Origin of the sequence: Winogradskyella helgolandensis (assembly GCF_013404085.1) — a bacterium.
Taxonomy (GTDB): domain Bacteria; phylum Bacteroidota; class Bacteroidia; order Flavobacteriales; family Flavobacteriaceae; genus Winogradskyella; species Winogradskyella helgolandensis.
In genome coordinates, this window is sequence record NZ_JABFHO010000001.1 from 3,425,809 (window position 1) to 3,444,100 (window position 18,292).

At 31.2% G+C, this 18,292-nt stretch carries 15 protein-coding genes; 13 read left to right on the plus strand and 2 right to left on the minus strand.

Going from position 1 to position 18,292, the window contains the following annotated elements:
• Positions 1–87: 87 nt before the first annotated feature.
• The 3 genes from HM992_RS14480 to HM992_RS14490 all read left to right on the plus strand — a co-directional run bounded on the left by HM992_RS14480 (position 88) and on the right by HM992_RS14490 (position 4,786).
• Entirely contained in the window at positions 88–2,850 is a 2,763-nt protein-coding gene (locus HM992_RS14480) for a putative LPS assembly protein LptD (protein ID WP_179320188.1), read from the plus strand.
• Between the two features lie 208 nt (positions 2,851–3,058).
• Positions 3,059–3,466 carry a RidA family protein gene (locus HM992_RS14485; protein ID WP_179320189.1) on the plus strand — a complete coding sequence of 136 codons (408 nt, stop codon included), beginning with the start codon at positions 3,059–3,061 and terminating at the stop codon, positions 3,464–3,466.
• A gap of 228 nt (positions 3,467–3,694) precedes the next feature.
• Positions 3,695–4,786, plus strand: a complete 1,092-nt coding sequence (locus HM992_RS14490) for a peptidoglycan bridge formation glycyltransferase FemA/FemB family protein (protein ID WP_179320190.1) — start codon at positions 3,695–3,697, stop codon at positions 4,784–4,786.
• Between the two features lie 65 nt (positions 4,787–4,851).
• Here the strand turns inward: HM992_RS14490 and HM992_RS14495 are convergent, their stop codons facing one another.
• Positions 4,852–5,313 (minus strand): hypothetical protein, encoded by a 462-nt coding sequence (locus HM992_RS14495; RefSeq protein ID WP_179320191.1) that lies wholly within the window; start codon positions 5,311–5,313, stop codon positions 4,852–4,854.
• A 137-nt stretch (positions 5,314–5,450) separates the two neighbouring features.
• Positions 5,451–6,002, minus strand: a complete 552-nt coding sequence (locus HM992_RS14500) for a hypothetical protein (RefSeq protein ID WP_178985685.1) — start codon at positions 6,000–6,002, stop codon at positions 5,451–5,453.
• 124 nt (positions 6,003–6,126) lie between these two features.
• On the opposite strand from HM992_RS14500, the gene HM992_RS14505 reads away from it, so the two are divergent.
• The 10 genes from HM992_RS14505 to HM992_RS14550 all read left to right on the plus strand — a co-directional run bounded on the left by HM992_RS14505 (position 6,127) and on the right by HM992_RS14550 (position 18,240).
• The gene (locus HM992_RS14505) at positions 6,127–6,903 is read left to right on the plus strand and encodes a TIGR02757 family protein (RefSeq protein WP_179321098.1); all 777 of its coding nucleotides are present in this window, start codon (positions 6,127–6,129) and stop codon (positions 6,901–6,903) included.
• Positions 6,904–7,127: 224 nt separating this feature from the next.
• Positions 7,128–7,886 carry a LytR/AlgR family response regulator transcription factor gene (locus HM992_RS14510; protein ID WP_179320192.1) on the plus strand — a complete coding sequence of 253 codons (759 nt, stop codon included), beginning with the start codon at positions 7,128–7,130 and terminating at the stop codon, positions 7,884–7,886.
• Positions 7,864–10,866: a sensor histidine kinase gene (locus HM992_RS14515; RefSeq protein ID WP_179320193.1), complete on the plus strand. Its 3,003-nt coding sequence runs from the start codon at positions 7,864–7,866 to the stop codon at positions 10,864–10,866. The genes HM992_RS14510 and HM992_RS14515 overlap by 23 nt, the downstream gene beginning before the upstream one ends.
• Before the next feature lie 450 nt (positions 10,867–11,316).
• Positions 11,317–12,120, plus strand: coding sequence for a hypothetical protein (locus HM992_RS14520; RefSeq protein ID WP_179320194.1), 804 nt, complete (start codon positions 11,317–11,319; stop codon positions 12,118–12,120).
• Complete coding sequence (locus tag HM992_RS14525) at positions 12,113–12,925, plus strand: hypothetical protein (RefSeq protein ID WP_179320195.1); 813 nt, start codon at positions 12,113–12,115, stop codon at positions 12,923–12,925. Before HM992_RS14520 ends, HM992_RS14525 begins: the two co-directional genes overlap by 8 nt.
• 2 nt (positions 12,926–12,927) lie before the next feature.
• Positions 12,928–13,386 (plus strand): hypothetical protein, encoded by a 459-nt coding sequence (locus HM992_RS14530; RefSeq protein WP_179320196.1) that lies wholly within the window; start codon positions 12,928–12,930, stop codon positions 13,384–13,386.
• A gap of 1 nt (position 13,387) precedes the next feature.
• Positions 13,388–14,287 carry a DUF6175 family protein gene (locus HM992_RS14535; protein ID WP_179320197.1) on the plus strand — a complete coding sequence of 300 codons (900 nt, stop codon included), beginning with the start codon at positions 13,388–13,390 and terminating at the stop codon, positions 14,285–14,287.
• Between the two features lie 11 nt (positions 14,288–14,298).
• The gene (locus tag HM992_RS14540) at positions 14,299–15,285 is read left to right on the plus strand and encodes an SPFH domain-containing protein (protein ID WP_179320198.1); all 987 of its coding nucleotides are present in this window, start codon (positions 14,299–14,301) and stop codon (positions 15,283–15,285) included.
• Between the two features lie 308 nt (positions 15,286–15,593).
• A complete protein-coding gene (locus HM992_RS14545) occupies positions 15,594–16,634 on the plus strand; it encodes a GMP reductase (RefSeq protein WP_179321099.1) in 1,041 nt (346 codons plus the stop codon).
• Positions 16,635–16,752: 118 nt separating this feature from the next.
• A complete protein-coding gene (locus tag HM992_RS14550; RefSeq protein ID WP_179320199.1) occupies positions 16,753–18,240 on the plus strand; it encodes a S10 family peptidase in 1,488 nt (495 codons plus the stop codon).
• Positions 18,241–18,292: the final 52 nt, after the last annotated feature.

The following is an 18,292-nucleotide window of genomic DNA, read 5'->3' on the forward strand; positions in this document are numbered from 1 at the left end:
TCGGTTTATTACATTGAGCCCTTTAGTAAAACAGTATTTTTTAATTTCTAATTATTATAAATTAATCACAAAAAAATAGCTGTACTTTTGGCGATTCAAAAACCGAGCCATACTTTTACAAAAATACATTTAAAAGCATTGCATACAAAAAGCTTATACATACTTTTTCTCTTGAGTTTTACAGTGTTTATCAACACTTTTAGCTTCGCCCAAGAATTACCAAAAAAGAACGGAACAATTCCTGTAGAACAACTCAAGGATTCTGCCACTATTGCTATCGATACAATTATTAAACCTCCTATAAACTCAAAGGAAATTGATTCCACAAAAAAAGATTCCGTTAAGCAAAAAGGGTTATTAGAAGGAACTGTAAAATACAAAGCTTCGGATTACGTATCCTTAAGTCAGAAAAAGAAAAAAATATATCTATATAATGAAGCCGAAGTGTTATACCAAGACATGGAAATTAGGGCCGGAGTTATTGTTATTGATTACAGCAAAAACTTAGTGTATGCTGGTCGATTAAAAGACTCTACAGGATATTCTCAACGTCCTGTTTTCACACAAGGAGAGAATGTTATTGAGCCCGATTCTATTGTTTTTAATACTGAAACTAAAAAAGCATTAGTTTTTAATTCTAGAACTGAACAACAAGGTTTTAAAGTATATTCTCCAATAACTAAAAAAGAAAACGATTCCGTTTATTTTATGAAAAACGGTCGATTTACAACGGCTGAAGATGAAGACGATCCGGAATATCAATTTGTAACGACCAAAATGAAAATGGTTCCTAACAAAAAGGTCGTCGTTGGTCCAACATACATGGAAATTTATGGGATTCCCACTCCAATCGCTTTACCATTTGCATTTTTTCCTATGACACAAACGCAAACCTCTGGTATTATTTTTCCAACGTTTGGAGAAGACAGTAACAAAGGTTATAATTTACAAAATGGTGGTTATTATTTTGCTATAAATGATTACTTAGATTTGGCAGTTCTTGGAGATTACTATACTAATGGTAGTTATGGATTACGTATAGAAAACAATTATGCGGTACGCTATAAATTTAGAGGTAATTTAAGTTTTAGATATGAAAATTTATTAAATCAAGAACGTGGATTTCCCGATTTCTCACAAAGTACTATTTACAATCTTAGGTGGTCACATAGCCAAGATACCAAGGCAAGTCCTAATTCACGATTTTCAGCCTCTGTTAACTTAGGTAGTAGTTCATATTTTCAAGAATCAATTAATCAATCTAACCAATCTAATTTCTTAAATAACACCTTAGCATCTTCGGTTTCTTATTCTAAAACATTTTCAGGCGAACCACAAGTCAATCTAAGCTTAACGGCAACACATAGCCAAAACACAAATACAGGTGACATTAATTTAACCTTACCTACAATGCAGGCGTCTATGGGTAGAATTTATCCATTCGCTCCAAAAACGGGAACAAAACAAGGCGCTATTGATAATATAAACTTCCAGGTGACCTCTAGGGCAGAATATAGAATAGAAACAAATGATTCTATTTTTGGTAAAGCTGAAATGTTTGACGATGCTATAACTGGAATGAAACATAGTATCCCATTAACGACCAATTTTAAAGTCTTTGATTATTTTAGTGTGAGCGCAAGTGCTAATTTAGAAGAATCTTGGACACTTGAAACCGTAAAAAAATTCTACGACCAAACCTTAGAAGAAGTCGTTTCCATAGACCAAAGTGGTTTTGACCGCTTCTTAACTTATAATGTAGGAGCAAGTATTGGTACGACAATATATGGTATGTATGATTTAGAGAATGAAGAAAAAACAGCTAAGGTAAAAGCGATAAGACATGTTATGAGGCCTTCATTGAGCTATTCTATTAGTCCTGCCTTTGATCAGTATTATGAAACCTACGATGTTATTGATGCAGACGGAACAACTTCAGACCAAGTAGAATATACGCGGTTCGAAAATTCCTTATACGGAAGTCCAGGCAACAACTACTCTAGTAGTATAGGGATGACTTTAGGAAATAATCTTGAAGCAAAAATTCGAGCTAAAGATTCTACAAATACAGAACCTGAAAAAATAACAATATTAAACAATCTAAATTTTTCTACGGCTTATGATATTGCTGCCGATTCATTACAATGGAGTCCTTTACGCGTGAGTGGTGGTACACAAATTTTGAATAATAAGATGAGTATTAACTTTGGAATGACGCTTAACCCTTATGCTTTAGATAGTAATAATAGTGTCGTTAATACTTTTAATATAAATAATGGAGGAAGTCTTTTTAGATTAACCTCTGCTAACGTAAGTATGAGCTACACCTTATCTAACGAAAGTTTTTCTGGCGAAGAGTCTTCAGAAAAGGAAGCATCCGCAAAAGAATCAGCACGTTCAGGAGGGAGAACCGATGACCTATTTGGAAGGTCCGAAGACTACGCAGACAAACGGCTTTCCGATAGAGAGGCAGGAGATGAGAAAGAAGAAAATAATGAATTTTATAATTACAAAATGCCTTGGAGTTTAAGATTAGCGTATTCTGCAAATTATACAAACACAAAACGTGATAATACCATATCTTCAAATTCTCTAATGTTTTCTGGTGATGTTGATATTTCTCCTAAATGGAGCCTTGGTGCTTCTTCTGGATACGATTTTCTTAATAAAGGATTTACCTATACGCAATTGCGCTTTGAGCGCGACTTATTAAGTTGGCGTATGAATTTTTCTTGGATACCATTTAGTGACCGTACCTCTTGGAACTTCTTTATCGGAATAAAATCTAACTTGCTTAAGGATTTAAAATACGATAAACGTAAGCAAGCAGACCAACAAGTTGGAAATTAAATAGTATTCTAATCGACCGGTTTTCGAGTATACATTTAAACCTTAAGCAAGCAACCAACACTAAAGTTTTATTTATCTTACTTAACGCTCAATAAACTTTTTATTTTGTTAATAACACCTACCATTGAACTTGTTGAAATGAAATTGTATTACTAAATTTGTCTTAAGTATAACTAAAAAAAAGTACCATTTTCATGGGTATTAAAAGATGAAAAAAATAATAAATACTTCCAAGGCACCTGCTCCAATAGGACCATACAATCAAGCTGTTTTATCAGGAAACACACTATATACTTCAGGACAAATAGCGTTAGATCCTAAAACTATGGAATTAGTGATAGACGATATAAAAACCGAAACCAAGCAAGTTATGGAAAACATGAAAGCGGTTTTAGAAGCGGCAAATATGACGTTTGAAAATGTTATTAAATCTTCCATTTTTATTAGTGATATGAATAACTTTAAGCAAATCAACGACGTGTACGGAAAGTATTTTAACGAAGCTACCGCACCTGCTAGAGAAACAGTTGAAGTTGCCAACTTACCTAAATTTGTGAATGTTGAAATTAGTATGATTGCTGTGAAACCAGAGCAAAAAACGCTATATAAAAAATAGCATACCGTATAAATTCATTAATCTGATTTGATTCATCATATTTTAATTAATTAAAACTATTACTATTCTATATAGTCACATATCGTAATCCACAGTCTAAGCAATAATTAATGGAGTGCATCTGATTCAAAATCATTATAGTACACACTAAATAAGGAACTTAACTTATTAACATTACTATATTAAGTGCAATTATTATAGTAACTTTAGTCATAATTTTTTAATAAATTGATTGAAGTTATAAAGGATAAGAATGAATGGAGAACTTTACTATCTAAAGTAGAGCATACCGATTTTTACCATACTTATGACTACCATCAGCTTTCAAAAAAAGAAGGAGAATTACCTATACTCTTAAAATATACTGATGGTAGCACAACTATTGCCTTACCTTTTCTTATAAGAAACATAGATAACTCTGATTATAAAGATATTACTTCTGTGTATGGTTATTCAGGATTATTATCTATTAATATTGACGATAATTTCAAAATTAAAAATTTCCATAAATCATTAAATGCCTTTTTTAATAAAAATAAAATTATCGCTGTATTTTCAAGATTGCATCCATTTATAGAAGCACGGGAGACAGCTCTCGAAGGGTTAGGAAAAATCGTTTCGCTTGGTAAAGTGGTTTATATTGATCTAAGTAAAACACTAGTAGATCAGAGAGCAACTTACAACAGACGTTTAAAAACATACCTAAATAAAGCACGAAAACTTTGCACGGTTATAGAAGGCCATACTGATGAACACATTCAAACTTTCATTCAACTATATATAAAGAATATGAAGCGTATTGGTGCTGATGAGAGTTACCTCTTTAACTCTGAGTATTTTTATAAACTTCTATCGAGTAAGGACTATGAGTCGAAACTAATGCTTTGTAAGCATAATGAAACACAAGAGATTATTGCAGGAGCCATTTTTACAAAAAAGGGTAATATTGTTCAGTATCATTTATCCGGAATTAATGAAGACTACTTTAGTCTCCAACCTATTAAACTCATAATTGATGAAATGTCCATTTATTCTACCAAAAAAGGATATCAATATTTAAATTTAGGTGGAGGAAAAGGCAGTAAAGAAGACTCCCTTTATAGATTTAAAAGCAAATTCTCAAAAAACTACAAAGTCTTTAAAATCTGGAAATACATAGTTGATAGAAATGCTTATAAAACATTAACAGAAAATCATCTTAATACCGAATTAGAAGACCATGAACTTGATATTGGATATTTTCCTGCATATCGCGCACCCATAAAATCCATCTCTTATATGGCGTCTCTTTCTGAATTATTGATATTTAGCTTTAACTGATTGCATTATTTAAACAACAGAAATTCACTAAAAGATATAACAGTTGATCTTGAGTTTAACTTTTACTAGTTATATGATTTTTCCTTTTTAAGACGACCTGTTGGTAGATAGAATTTCCAAACTCCAACCTTCTTCCCGTTAGAATACTGACCTTCTTTTCTTAAATAATATTTACATAATTTAAAATCATAACTATAATTATTAAAATAAACATTGAATGTCATATGATTATTAGAATCTAGAAAAACATCTAAGTTAGACGCATTCGTTTCTATTTTAGTAGTTAATTGTTCCATTATCAAATAGCCTCCTGAATCATAATAATTATTCGATAAATTTGTTCCCCAATCATCATAAATTGATACCGTTTTTGAGCCACTTTTGAAAAAACGTGTATGTTTCTCTACATTCATTTCATAATAGAAATCCCCATGCTTATAAATTTTTATAAGGCCACGTTGTTTAGGTTTCCCATCTTTATAACATTCTTGTATCTGAATGGAATCTATCAAGTTTAAGTCATTCATTAATTTTAAATAGTTTTTACCTTGTTGACAAAAACCAATTTGAAATAAACAAATAAGGAAAGTTGTGAAAACTAATTTCATGCTGAATCTAAATTTATATTCATTTACTAATGAATTTGCCTGATTGTTTAAACTTTTTATTCATATTGAATATCACCATCATCATTTAAAATAGGCTTAAACCACTTCATATAATAAAACACACGCTTTCTTATATAAACCATTAGATATATTCCTAATGCAAGAATCGAACCATATATCACAACGAATATGAAAGCAGCCTTATAATCAATATCACTATTAAAGACTGAATTTAATTCGCTAAACGATCGTATTATTGTTACAGAGAACCAAACTATTCCTGGCAAGAAAAAACGGCCATCAAATTTCCAAATACTTAGTGTGATATAAATAGAAAGTAAAATTGAAATGAGTTGAATAACATTAAATTCAATCATTAATTCAAATATGCCGATTAACTCAAATAAGAGATAAAACCCCCAAATTAAAGACAACACTACATGACTATTTTTAAATTTTTTCCAAAGTTCATAAGAAGGGCGAGATGCTAGAATGTTTCTAAGATTTTTATCATCTATTTTGTCTTTGTACTGATTATATAGCGCTGACTTTATAGCTCCGTCGCTAATATCTTTTGTTATTTGTTTCCTAATGTCTTTTTCGTTCATAAACGTCTTAAAGGAGATTTTCCGACTTACTCAAAAACGAAGTTAACATTTTAATAGTAAACATCATTTACTCTTATTAAACCCGATTTATAAAGAAGCTGTATTTTTACATTCAAATCATTCCATAAAATTGAAACTCAAAACATCAGAACTTAAAGATTTCTTAGACGAAAAGGTTAACCTCTACAATAATCCAAAATTTATTGAAAGCGACCCTATTCAAATTCCACATCAATTCTCTAAAAAAGAAGATATTGAGATTGCTGCCTTTTTAGCGGCCACCATTGCATGGGGAAATAGAAAGAGTATTATTAAAAATGCCAATAGAATGATGGAATTGTTAGACCACTCCCCTTTTGAGTTTATTATGCAACACGAAGAATCTGATTTAGAAAAACTAAGTCCTTTTGTGCATCGTACATTTAATGGAAATGATTTTATGCAGTTTGTTGAAAGTTTACAACACCTTTACAAAAACCATAATGGCTTAGAAGCTGTATTTTCTAAATATGCTGAAAAGGATTCCCTTCAAAAAAGTATTCATCAGTTCAAAAACGTATTTTTTGAAATTCCACATTTGAAGCGAACACAAAAACATGTGAGTGATCCACTTAAAAATTCTGCTGCGAAGCGGATTAATATGTATTTACGTTGGATGATACGAAACGATAATAATGGTGTTGATTTTGGAATATGGAAATCACTTTCACCTTCTCAATTAAGTTGTCCTTTGGATGTGCATTCTGGCAATGTAGCACGTAAATTAGGTTTACTAACCCGAAAGCAAAATGATGGAAAAGCTTTAGCCGAATTAGATAAAGCCTTAAGAAAACTAGATCCTACTGATCCTGTAAAATACGATTTTGCTTTATTCGGACTCGGCGTTTTTGAGAGTTTTTAACACCAATATTAGATATTAATACTATTTAAAGTATTTCATAGCTCAAAGTACTAAAAAACGACCACTTCCCCACTCTGTTTCACATCAAAAACAACTCACAACACTAACGCTAACTTTGTAAGATTATACGTTAATAACTAAATCAGAACTTTAAATATTTGGATTCAAAATAAGAAACATAATCATTTATTTTTATAACTTATTTAATCTGAATCCATAACAGCATGCTTACAGCCTTAATAATTGAAGATGAAAAAAACTCCAGAGAGTTTTTAGAAAAATTAATTGTCCGAAATTTCTCTGACAAACTTGTTGTGCTTGACGCTGTCAATTCTGTCGCTAAAGGTGTGGAAGCTATTAAGAAATATAAATCGGCTTTAAACATTGTGTTTTTAGATATACATATGCCCCAAGAAAATGGCTTTGAATTATTTAAACATATAAGAGATATTACGCCTGATGTCATTTTCACAACAGCATACAAAGATTATGCTATTAATGCTATTAAATTTTCTGCTTTCGATTACTTATTAAAACCTATCAATTTTATTGACCTTAACTCTACCTTAAAACGCTTAGAAAACAGGACAGAAACCAACAATAATAAACTAAAAATAAACACCCTAATGAATAATATAGGCACCGATTCTTTGGCCTATAATAAAATTGCTTTCCCAACATTAGATGGATTCGTATTAGAAAAAATTGGAGATATTGTGTATTGTAAAGCTCAAAATAATTATGCTTTAATTAAAACTAACGACAACCGAGAAATTTTACTTTCTAAAACCTTAAAGCATATCGAAGAAATTTTACCAAAACAGATTTTTTGTAGAACACATAAATCTTTTCTAGTGAACTTAAATTACATAGCGTCTTACTCTAGAGCTGACCATGTTTTAATGCTAAATACTAACGAACAATTACCCGTTTCTGTTAGAAAAAACGAACAGTTTATAAATGCGATACTTCAAAAAGAATAACTTCTGTTTTCAATTACTGCTACTCTTTGTAATTCAGTTCTGTTTTTCTCAAAAGGCAATTACAAAAAATTATTCTGTCATAGATGGCTTACCTAGCAATGCTATCTATTCTGTATTCATTGATAGTAGAAACATTATATGGGCTGGTACCGATAAAGGAATCTCAAAAGTAGAAAATGGTAGCACTACCAATTATTATGAAAGTGATGGCATTGCTTACAATAACTGCTGGGCAATTGTAGAAGATAGCAACAACAACTTATGGTTTGGCAGTTATGGTGGAGGTGTTACATATTACGACGGTAATACTTTTAAAATTATAAATAATACGAATGGTTTAATAAACGATAGAGTTAGGAAATTATTTGTTTATAAAGACAAGTTGTATGTAGGTACAAAGAAAGGCGTTTCTATTATTAATACAAGCACTAAAAAAATCCAAAACCTACAAACTGCCAAGGATTTAGAATTACAAATCATGGGTTTTTTTGAATATAACAACACGGTTTATATTCAAAGCTATAAGAATGGTGTTTGGAAACATAACACCAATGAAAATAACTTATCGTTAATTACAGATAAACACTCTAGTGTGTTTTCTGTACTTAAGCATAAAGATTCGATTTTAGTTAGTTTTGACGGTTATTACCAAAAGAACAAGGCCATTAAAACATTTCATATTAATGATTATTTATCCAATAAATCACCTGCTAAAGCTTTTGGTAATAGTGTAGTTTGGGACTATAATATTGATAAAAATAATAACATTTATGCGGTTGCCGATGGCATAAACTATCCAACAGGAGGTGTTTTTAAAATTGAACAAAATAGGGTGAAAAATGAGAATTCAAATTTTAACATAAATAGTACAAAATGTTGGTCTATAGCCTATAACACTAATAATGAGCTACTCTATATTGGAACTTTAGACCAGGGATTATTTGAAGTAAAACTAGATAATAAAGTGTTATTTAATGAAGATATCACCAATATTATCGATGTAAAAATCCAAAACGAACACACCTATTTTTTAACGCAAGAGGGCTTAAAAATAAAAGCGAGCGATGATACTATCGACATTACTAAACACGATTTTTTTAAAAAGATTTCAGAATTTAAAAAGAAATTAAATTTGGCTAGTGAAGACCGTTTTAACAATACTCGACTATCGGACTTAGAATTTAAAAATATTAAACTTTTCAATGATACGGTTTGGATAAGTACCACTATTGGAATATTCAGTATGAATATAAAAACTAATACCTTAGAATTTCACCACATAATAACGAATGGATTCATCCTATTCAACGATAACTCAGGGTATTTTCAATATCCATACAGAAATTTAGTATATATAAACAATATATATGACGCTCTTACACTCAAAAAGTCAATTAAAAAATTCATTATCAACGCTCCTTCCGATGTTAATTCTATAATTAAAATTGATAACGAACTCTATTTTTTAAGTCAATTTATTGGACTATACAAATTAAAAAATGGTGTTTTTACATCGTTTAAAGATAAGGGTATATGGTCAGAAAAGGAATTAATATTAGCCACTGTTAGTCCTAAGAATAATTTAGTCATTGCCAATACTAAAGGAGAAGTATTTATCATTGACGTTAAAAACGGCTTTAGAGTCATCACTAAAATATGCAGAGACCAACTCCATGGTAACTCCATAAAATTCTTAAAAACTTACAAAGACTATATTATTATTGGAACTGAGAAGGGTATTAATTTTTATCGCTCAAACAAAATAAAAATTATCAATAAAGCGCATGGGATTAAAAGCGAATATCTAACAAGTGCTGCATTAGATAAAGACAATTTAATTGTTGGGTCAGAAAAAGGGTATTATAGATTAGATTTAAATAAAATTTTAAAGACCACTACACCTAATTATAATATTAATATTACAGATATTCAGGCTAACTATGAGAGTATAGCTTCTAAAAATTTCCATTGGTATACTTACCAAGACAAAATGGTCGTTTTACCATATCAAAAGAACAACCTCTCTATATCGTTTAAAGTTAATAATCATCCTTATGCTGAAAATTTAGAATATCGTTATAAAATAGAGGGCTTAGACAGTGACAAATGGAGCCAATGGAGTACAAAAAAACAACTTAATTTTTCTTATTTAGCCAGCGGAATATATCCTATACTCATAGAGGTTAGAGACCATAATAATGCTGAAATTTATTGTAAAAAAATAATTACACTTCATATTAAACCTCCCTTTTGGAAAACTTGGTGGTTTATATCTATTAGCATTTTATTAATTCTCGGTGCGCTATATGTAAAGTATAAGTTAAGCATCAAAAAAATAAAAAAGCAAGAAGCCTTAAAAACCAAATTAAATAAACGCATCGCCGAAACCAAATTAGAAGCCTTACAAAGTCAAATGAATCCTCATTTTACTTTTAATGCTATGAATTCTATTCAAAATTATGTTATAGACAACGATATTGATAAGGCTTTGATGTATATCGGTAAATTTTCTAAATTAATGAGAAAAACATTAGATAATTCTAGTGAAACAAGAATAACGTTACAAGAAGAAATAGACTATATTAACACCTATGTTACCATAGAAAACATGCGATTTGAAGATGCTATAAAAGTAGAAATTAATCATAAAGACTTAGATACCTTTGATGAGTATATTCCTCCAATGCTTATTCAACCGCTAATAGAAAATTCATTTCACCACGCCTTCAACATAGCACATCACCCCTATAAGCTTACCATTACTTTTAGTAAAGAAAATGATTTCTTAAAATGTGAAGTTAAAGACAATGGCACTAGCATAAAAAAAACAACACAAATACCACATCATACTCCTAAAGCTATAGGTATCATTAAAGAACGCTTATCGTTAATTAGTAATGTGCCTATCCATAAATTAATCACTATAACATCTACAGATAAAGGGACCATTACAACCTTATTTATCCCTTTTGATAATTAATTTTAATTACAACAACTATTTCTCAAAAATTGCAATAGCACACTATCATTATTCAATATACCGCTTTCTAAGCCCGCTTAAAGAGCAGAAGTGCATTTAAAAAATGCTGTATTACCAATCTCCAATCCTTTTATATTTAGATAGCATTAATTTTAATGCTTTCTAACTTCACTATTTTCACTAAGGATAAACTACCTAAATTACACTTATAACACTATACATTTACTTGTAGCAACTTTCATAATAAGCTACAAATTAATACAGCTTATTTCAAATATAGACACATAAGCCCAACCTAGCAATGTTAAAATTTTATTAAAAAACATGAATTTAGCTAAACGTTAAAATTGAAAAAGTGCACTATCACAGTCATATATAAACGTTAACTAATCGGTCTAAAAAGAAAAGTTTGAATTTCTAATATTTGCTTTAAATCAAATCTATATTACAATGAAAAAATCTTTACTAATTCTATTATTAAGTGTTAACGCTACTTTATTTGCTCAAGAAGAAATCGATGTTAATAACGATATCATCTTGGAAGATTCATCCATAGAAAAATATTCGGGAAATGTGGTTATGAATGGAGACGATATTTCCCTTGAAACTTCCAGCTGTGAATTTTCAGGAAATAACATTATAAAACTTGAGTTCGATAAAAAAGGATTAAAAAAATGGACAAAAAAACTAAAAAGAAATGATAACATTGTAGAAGGTGTTACAGTTGTAGGTACTTTTAATGACGACATTATCGAAGTAAAAAAAATAAAAACACCATTTAAAGCCCCTAAAAAGGATTCTGGAGCTACTCATGTTGATAATTACGTTAATGCTGTTTTTGAGGCCTATAAAAGATTAAAAGTAGCGGCAGAAGATGCCAATTATATTAAAGTATCCACTGAAGAAGTAGAAGATGCTACCTTAGGTACCGTAACAGAATACACTTACTATGACAGCAAATGTAAAGAACTAAACGAGGAAGAGTTATTAGCATTAAAACCTAAAGCACTTTCTAGTTTAGGAAAAACAATGAACGTTATAGTAGAATTAACAGATTATCAAACCCAACTAAGCGTACTTTCGGCTAGTGCAAATACTGAGTTAGAAACCCTAACGGGCTTAACAGTACTTACAGCTCAAAAAAATTATCTTAATGCGAAACTTGTTTCCGCTGCTTTAATTTTAGAAATACCTAAAGTAAGCGCAAATGCTAATAAAACAAAAGAAATTTTAAAACAACTGGAAAATGAATAGACCCTATATACACCTGTGCTTCCTATTCTGTTTTGGTCTTTCTTTTGCACAAAGTGAAACACAACTTATTCTTGGTATTGCGGACTTTACTGCAAACACAGAACAGCAAGAACAATTCGCCGGTGTTTTAAAAGAACGTGTAATTGACCTATTAAACCAAACCGGAAGATTTAAATTAGTAGACATTGAAGGTTCCGCTAGACAACAGTCTATAGATAAAGCTGCTGAAAATTATAAGTCAAATTGGATTGAAGGTAATAAATCTATAAATGCAGAGCATACGCTAACTGCATTTATAGGAAATATTAAGTTTCTTAAATTAAATGGAGGGAAGGGCTATAAAGCCACCATTACTTATACTATAAAAATTTTAAACACCGAAAGTGGTAAATATATAAACAATGGTACCCTAACCTTGTCCTCATCAGAAAGCGACATTAAACTAACTCCAGAAACAGCTTTACAAAATGCTATTGACACAACAAGTGAGGAATTTAAAACTTATATAAAAAACTCATTTCCTATTAAAGTTTCAATTGCCAAAATTGAAGAAGAAAAAAAGGGAAAAGCCTTAATTATAATTCTCAATGGTGGCACTGAAAATGGTATTAAAAAAGGACAAGTTTACACCTCTAAATTCATAGATTATTCTATGGGTAGCCCTTATCCTGTATCAATTGGTAAAGTAAAAATCACTGAGGTAGTCAATGAAAAATTTTCAAAAGCAAAAGTTATAAAAGGTGGAGAAGAAATTTTAAAACATTTTACAGCTAGTGACAAAATTATTAACGAATTAGAAAATTAAACATGAAAAACACAATTATAGTAGCATGCGCTGTTCTCATGCTCATAGCATGCAAAGCAACCCCAACCCCATTAGTTGCTGACGTAACCTACAAGTCTTACGAAAAACAAATAATGAGTGTAGCCTCTATTGGTTATGGGTCAAAACTTGAAACTGCCTTAGAAAATGCGCAAAAAAATGCTATCGATGTCATTTTGTTTCGTGGAGTGCCTAACTCAAGTCTAAATACACCTTTGGTTGGCACTAACGAAAGCAATGCCAAACAAACCCATCAAAGTTACTTTGAAGAATTTTATGCTAATAAAAGATATACCTCTTTTATAACACAATCGGTAAGTAATACACCAATTAAAAAATTAGAGAACGGAAATAAGGGTATAAAAGCGACCATTAAAGTCAATATTGAGGCTTTAAAACGTGATTTGGAAAGTAATGGTATAATCAGAAAATTTGGATATTAAAATGAAAAAAATACTACTATTATTTCTATGTTTTACCGCCATTAGCTTTTCTCAGGAAGAAGTGGTGCAAGTGCAACCCTCTATAATGGTTTTACCATATACCGATACCGGAGAAAGTGCAATAAACTTTTACGAAGAAAAACAAGAATGGAAATCTATAGTTGCTACTATAAATAAAGGCATACAAGATAGAGGGTTTAAACCCAAAGATCTTCAAGAAACAATTAATCAGGTCAAAAAGAATAAAGGTATTAATACGTTAAAAATGGCAAGTTTTAATATTGAAGAAGAGCTTTTACAAGAAGCTAGACCCGATATATTAATAAAAGCTCAAATAAACTTACATGATACTAGTTCCGGGATCAGTGTTCAAATTATCCTTAATGCTATAGAAGTATCTAGTCGAGGTGTTTTAGCCACACTACCACAAATAAGTTCTCCACATTTTAAAACAGATGACTACGGTTATCTTGTAAAACGTTTATTAGATACAGATAACGCGTTAGAAGGTTTTCTTAATGATGTTAATAGAGGCTTTGGTGATACTGTAGCAAATGGTTTATCAATAACAATAAGCATAGAATCCCCTAACGAGGGTCTGTATAAACTAGACGATGAAGTAACTGACGATTTTGATACCGTTTCCGATTTAATAATAGAATGGGTTAAAAAATCGGCTTATAAAAATCAATTCAAAATAGGGAGAACCAGTGAACAAACACTTTATTTTGATGAAGTTAAAATCCCATTACGAGATGAATATGGTAATAATTATAGTATCAATGATTATGAAAAGTCATTAAGGAAATCTATCCGCCGAATTATTGCTAAAAAAGATGGTAAAGGCGCAAAATTCACCTCTATAGTTCAAGAAGGAACCATTAAAATAGTATTACCTTAAAATCGTTCAAAATGAGAAAAATTAATCTATTATTTATTTTTACTTTTATTTGTTATTCAACATTTTCGCAAACAGCAGACGATGTAGGAAAAATAGCCCTATCTGTTGTTATGTCAACTAATACGGATAGTATAGACTATAAAGAATTTGAAAAATTAAAATCTAAAATCCAACAAATGACCGCTGCTAACGGAATTTCTGGAAATGGATATTATTCAAATTTTGTAATCTATCCAAAATTCGAAATTTTTGAGGAAGAAACAATTGATGCCGGCTTAACGCCCAAAACTTATGTTAAAGGAGAACTAAGTCTCTATGTAAGTCAAGCTAGTAATAACTTAATCTTTAACACTGTTTCCCTAAATATAATGGGAATAGGAGAAAAAAAAGATAAAGCTATTTTAAATGCTATCAGCCGTATTGATACTAGAGACGATAAACTTGCTCCTTTTTTTAAAGAATCTAAATCAAAAATTATTAGCTATTACGAAAGCAATTGTGAATTAATAGCTAGTAAAGCCAAATCTTTAGTAAAAAAACAACAATACCAAGAAGCTATTGGTTTATTAATGAGTGTGCCAGAAGAGGTTCAAAATTGTTATCAAAAAATTCAAGACGAAACCGTAAATGCTTATCTAGCTTATCAGAATAACATTTGCGACGCTACAATGTTACAAGCTAAATCTGAAATTGCAAAAAAAGCCTATACAAAAGCTCTAAATACATTAACAAATGTAGACAGTGAATCAAAATGTTTTACAAACGCAGAAGTTTTAATTTCTGAAATTGATAAAGAAATTTCTAGAATTGAACAACGAGATTATGATGACAAACAGCAAGCTATAAAACAAAGAATTGCAGAACGAAATGAAATAAGAAACAATAAAAAGGAAATAGAATTATCAAGAATTGAGGCCATAAAACAAATTGCAGCTGCTTATTTTCGAGCAGAAAGTAATAAACCTCAAAATAGCCAAAACGTTTATTTTATACGCTAATTACTATTACATAATAAGCACATTCAACCATTCCGCATCATAAATTTGTAGTCATGATGCGGAATGTTTTTTTCAATACATCAACTTTATGTTCATCTCTCTTGTTAATCATCAGTATTCATTTAACACAAATTAACCACATCGACATTCTATAATAAATTCACAAAACAACTCACACTTAACTTTATGGTTGTTTCGGAATTCAACTATAAACAATTGTTAATAAAACATTTTAAGACAAATGCAATTGTAAACATCCTTCTTTCAAAGAACTTGTATTTTTGGATAACACCAAATTCACTCCAAAGATGTATATAGAACATGAAATAAAATTAGGCTTTAAAGATGTCATGATTCGTCCAAAACGGTCGACACTAAAAAGCAGATCTCAAGTGACTTTAGAACGTAATTTTACGTTTTTAAATAGTACAGCAACTTGGACAGGTATACCAATAATGGCTGCCAATATGGATACTGTTGGTACTTTTGAAATGGCGTTAGTTTTATCACAACAGAAACTATTTACAGCCATTCATAAGCACTATTCTACCGAACAATGGAACACCTTTTTAAATACAGCACCAAAAGATGTTATAAACTATATTGCTATTAGTAGTGGTACAGGAACGGAAGATTCAGAAAAACTTAAAGCTGTTTTTAAAAGTCATCCTGAATTGAAATTTATCTGTATTGATGTTGCTAATGGCTACTCTGAACATTTTGTAGAATTTTTGCAACAAACACGAGCACAATATCCAGATAAGGTTATCATCGCCGGCAATGTGGTTACAGGAGAAATGGTAGAACAATTATTGCTCTCTGGTGCAGACATCGTAAAAGTTGGTATTGGTCCTGGTAGTGTTTGTACAACACGCGTAAAAACTGGTGTAGGTTATCCACAATTATCCGCTATAATAGAATGTGCGGATGCAGCTCATGGCTTAGGTGGACAAATTATTAGTGATGGTGGTTGTTCTACTCCAGGTGATGTGGCTAAAGCCTTTGGTGCCGGAGCAGACTTTGTAATGCTTGGTGGCATGTTTGCTGGGCACACAGAAAGTGGAGGAGAACTTATAACACGAGATGGAGAACAATACAAACAATTTTACGGCATGAGCTCTGCTACTGCTATGGATAAATATGTAGGTGGTGTTGCAGAATACAGAGCTAGTGAAGGCAAAACTGTTGATGTACCATACAAAGGTGATGTTAGAAACACATTACAAGATATTTTAGGCGGTTTACGAAGTACATGTACGTATGTTGGTGCAGCACGTTTAAAAGAATTAACCAAACGCACAACGTTTATTCGTGTGGCTGAACAAGAAAATCAGGTTTATAATGGTTAATGTGGTTGTGGTATAAAATTGACAATCAATATATACTGTTAATTTAGGCCTTTTTATGGTAGCTAAATTCAGATTTCATTTTAGTATCTTTAAGTTTTTCAAACAAAATCCAATCCATATGAAAAATCGACTTATTATTCTTTTGTGTCTTAGTTTTACCTTTAGTTTTTCTCAAGATTTAAAAATTCCTGTTGATACAGCTTATGTCACCAATCATTCTGTGACCATTAAAGGCAAACAAATTAATTACAAAGCTGAAACTGGATTTCAACCGGTTTGGGATGCTGAAGGTAAAATGATTGCTTCACTTTATTATACCTATTATAAACGCACTAACGATACCAAAGACAACAACAGACCAATTGTCTATTCTTTTAATGGTGGACCAGGTTCAGCATCCCTTTGGATGCATATTGCTTATACTGGACCAAAGGTTCTAAATATTGATGATGAAGGTTATCCAACGCAACCTTATGGTGTAAAAGACAATCCAAATTCTATTTTAGATGTTGCTGATATTGTATTTATAAATCCAGTAAACACAGGCTATTCTAAAAAAGTAGCTGATAAAGATGGAAAAATGCCAGACGATAAATTATTCTTTGGCGTTAATGCTGACATTAAATACCTCGCTAGTTGGATGAATACGTTTACCACTAGACATAATAAATGGCAATCACCAAAATATATTATTGGAGAAAGTTATGGTGGCACACGTGTTATGGGATTATCCTTAGAACTTCAAAATAGCCAATGGATGTATCTTAATGGTGTTATTATGGTATCACCTGCAGATTATAAAGTGCTTCGTGTTGGTGGTCCATTGGCTTCAAGTTTGAATTTACCTTACTTTACAGCTGCTGCGTGGTATCATAAAATGCTTCCACCTGCACTTCAAGACAAAGATTTATTAGACATATTACCAGAAGTAGAACATTTTGCAGTCAACGATTTAATGCCAGCCATGGCTAAAGGTGGTTTTATTTTAGATGCCGAAAAGAATGCGATTGCAAAGCAGGTAAGTTACTATTCTGGTTTATCTGAAAACGTAATTTTACAACAAAATCTAAATGTCCCTACACGTTTTTTCTGGAAAGAATTATTGCGCGATAAAACGGGTGAAACTATAGGACGATTAGATTCAAGATATATCGGCATAGATAAAGTTGAAACAGGGTCAAGTCCGGATTATAGTGCAGAGCTCACCTCTTGGTTACATTCCTTTACTCCTGCTATTAATTATTATATTCAGAATGAATTAGGCTTTAAAACCGATGTAAAATATAACGTTTTTGGTAACACAGGACGTTGGGATGATTCTAATGATACGACCAGAGACGATTTACGTCAAGCTATGGCTCAAAACCCCTATTTAAAAGTATTGACCCAATCTGGTTATTATGATGGTGCAACGACCTATTTTTCTGCAAAATATTCGCAATGGCAAGTTGATCCTAGTGGTAAAATGAAAGATCGCTTTTCATTTAAAGGTTACAGAAGTGGCCACATGATGTACTTAAGAAATGAAGACTTAATTAAAGCTAATGACGATTTACGTGAATTTATTGCCAATTCACTTTCTAAAGGGAAATCAGCGAAATATTAAGTAAGACTTCCCATCATTTACTGATGATTTAAAAACGAGTTCTTGATCGTAA

Excerpts from the sequence above, each read along its gene's own strand:
- HM992_RS14510 (WP_179320192.1), top strand. The coding sequence starts at position 7,128 with ATGCTTACAGCCTTAATAATTGAAGATGAAAAAAACTCCAGAGAGTTT.
- HM992_RS14515 (WP_179320193.1), top strand. The coding sequence starts at position 7,864 with ATGCGATACTTCAAAAAGAATAACTTCTGTTTTCAATTACTGCTACTC.
- HM992_RS14520 (WP_179320194.1), top strand. The coding sequence starts at position 11,317 with ATGAAAAAATCTTTACTAATTCTATTATTAAGTGTTAACGCTACTTTA.
- HM992_RS14525 (WP_179320195.1), top strand. The coding sequence starts at position 12,113 with ATGAATAGACCCTATATACACCTGTGCTTCCTATTCTGTTTTGGTCTT.
- HM992_RS14535 (WP_179320197.1), top strand. The coding sequence starts at position 13,388 with ATGAAAAAAATACTACTATTATTTCTATGTTTTACCGCCATTAGCTTT.
- HM992_RS14500 (WP_178985685.1), bottom strand. The coding sequence starts at position 6,002 with ATGAACGAAAAAGACATTAGGAAACAAATAACAAAAGATATTAGCGAC.
- HM992_RS14550 (WP_179320199.1), top strand. The coding sequence starts at position 16,753 with ATGAAAAATCGACTTATTATTCTTTTGTGTCTTAGTTTTACCTTTAGT.
- HM992_RS14545 (WP_179321099.1), top strand. The coding sequence starts at position 15,594 with ATGTATATAGAACATGAAATAAAATTAGGCTTTAAAGATGTCATGATT.
- HM992_RS14485 (WP_179320189.1), top strand. The coding sequence starts at position 3,059 with ATGAAAAAAATAATAAATACTTCCAAGGCACCTGCTCCAATAGGACCA.
- HM992_RS14495 (WP_179320191.1), bottom strand. The coding sequence starts at position 5,313 with ATGAATGACTTAAACTTGATAGATTCCATTCAGATACAAGAATGTTAT.
- HM992_RS14530 (WP_179320196.1), top strand. The coding sequence starts at position 12,928 with ATGAAAAACACAATTATAGTAGCATGCGCTGTTCTCATGCTCATAGCA.
- HM992_RS14540 (WP_179320198.1), top strand. The coding sequence starts at position 14,299 with ATGAGAAAAATTAATCTATTATTTATTTTTACTTTTATTTGTTATTCA.